Origin of the sequence: Gemella haemolysans, from assembly GCF_001553035.1 — a bacterium.
Classification (GTDB): Bacteria; Bacillota; Bacilli; order Staphylococcales; family Gemellaceae; genus Gemella; species Gemella haemolysans_B.
On the sequence record NZ_KQ959947.1, the window covers coordinates 1 to 1375 of the forward strand.

1 protein-coding gene is annotated in these 1375 nt (G+C 35.1%); it reads left to right on the plus strand.

What is annotated here, in order from left to right; all coding sequences use genetic code 11:
- Positions 1 to 149: 149 nt before the first annotated feature.
- On the plus strand, positions 150 to 1375 hold a 1226-nt coding region (locus HMPREF3186_RS03425), incomplete at its 3' end, for a YSIRK-type signal peptide-containing protein (RefSeq protein ID WP_156438958.1).

A 1375-nucleotide genomic window follows, 5' to 3' on the forward strand; every position in this document is an offset into this window, starting at 1 on the left:
TTTCCATGCCCCGGATTTAGTATACAACCATTATAATTGGTAAATCATTATTTTTAAGATACAATAATTGATAATCAAAGGATAGATCGCACAGCTGTTTTCTTGCATTTTCCTTGGAAAAAGCTTACAATTAATGTATTAAGTGAAAAATGAATGGGAAATTTATCGAAGAAATATTTATAAGAAAGAAGGAATTAGAGTTGAAAAAGTTTCTAGGAGAAAAATATAATAAGTTCTCATTAAGAAAGTTAACTGTTGGTGTTTGTTCGATGACGATAGGGTCATTTTTCTTGGTGTCTACTGTTCAACCAGAAGAAAATATAGTGAAGGCTGCCGATAATGCAATTGTTCACTATAAATATGTAGGAGAAGACAATCTTACTGATAAAGAAAAGGAATTAATAAGAAAAGAAGTACCGAGCGTTGTAAATAGTACAGAAGAGACTTATTATTTAGTATTTAAGCCGAATAAAATAACACAACTAAATAAACTTCCTAATACTGGTTTAAATTATGGAGTAGGAAGCATGCTTCTAGGAGGTATGCTAGGATTACTAGTAGTTGTTGTAGCAAAAGGTAAAAATAAATCACGTAAAATATTATCAATATTATTAGTTACGAGTATGGGAGCAACTACTTTAGAGTTACCTGCTCGCGCTATGGAAGATTTGCAATTATCAGTCTACAACATGGATTATAATTTAAAAGTTGGAGATAGACTTCCTAATATTTCTTCAATTCCAGGATATAGTTTTGTTGGATTTATAAAAAATGAAGCTGAAACTAAAAAATTAAAAGAAGAAGTGAAGGGAAATGTTAATTCCCAACAAAATAATAAAAAACAACCACAATTAAAAGAAAATACAGATGCAAATGTAACTGATAAAAAACAGGAAAATAAAGCAACACTAAATAATCCAGATACAAAAGCATATACAGAGGAAGAATCTGGAGCGATAGTAGAACCAGAAAAGGTAGAATCGCCTAAAGAGTACACAGGAGTACAAGCTGGAGCGATAGTAGAACCAGAAAAGGTAGAATCGCCTAAAGAGTACACAGGAGTACAATCTGGAGCGATAGTAGAACCAGAGAAGGCAGAATCTCCGAAAGAATACACGGGAGTGCAAGCTGGAGCGATAGTAGAACCAGAAAAAGCGGAATCGCTGAAGGAGTATACAGGAGAACAAGCCGGAGCGATAGTCGAACCAGAGAAGGCAGAATCTCCGAAAGAGTACACAGGAGTACAATCTGGAGCGATAGTTGAACCAGAAAAAGTTGAACCCCAATATGGAGGCGTTGCTTCTGGAGCATTAGTTGAGCCGGAAAAAGTAGAATCGCCGAAAGAATACACGGGAGTGCAAGCCGGAGCAATAGT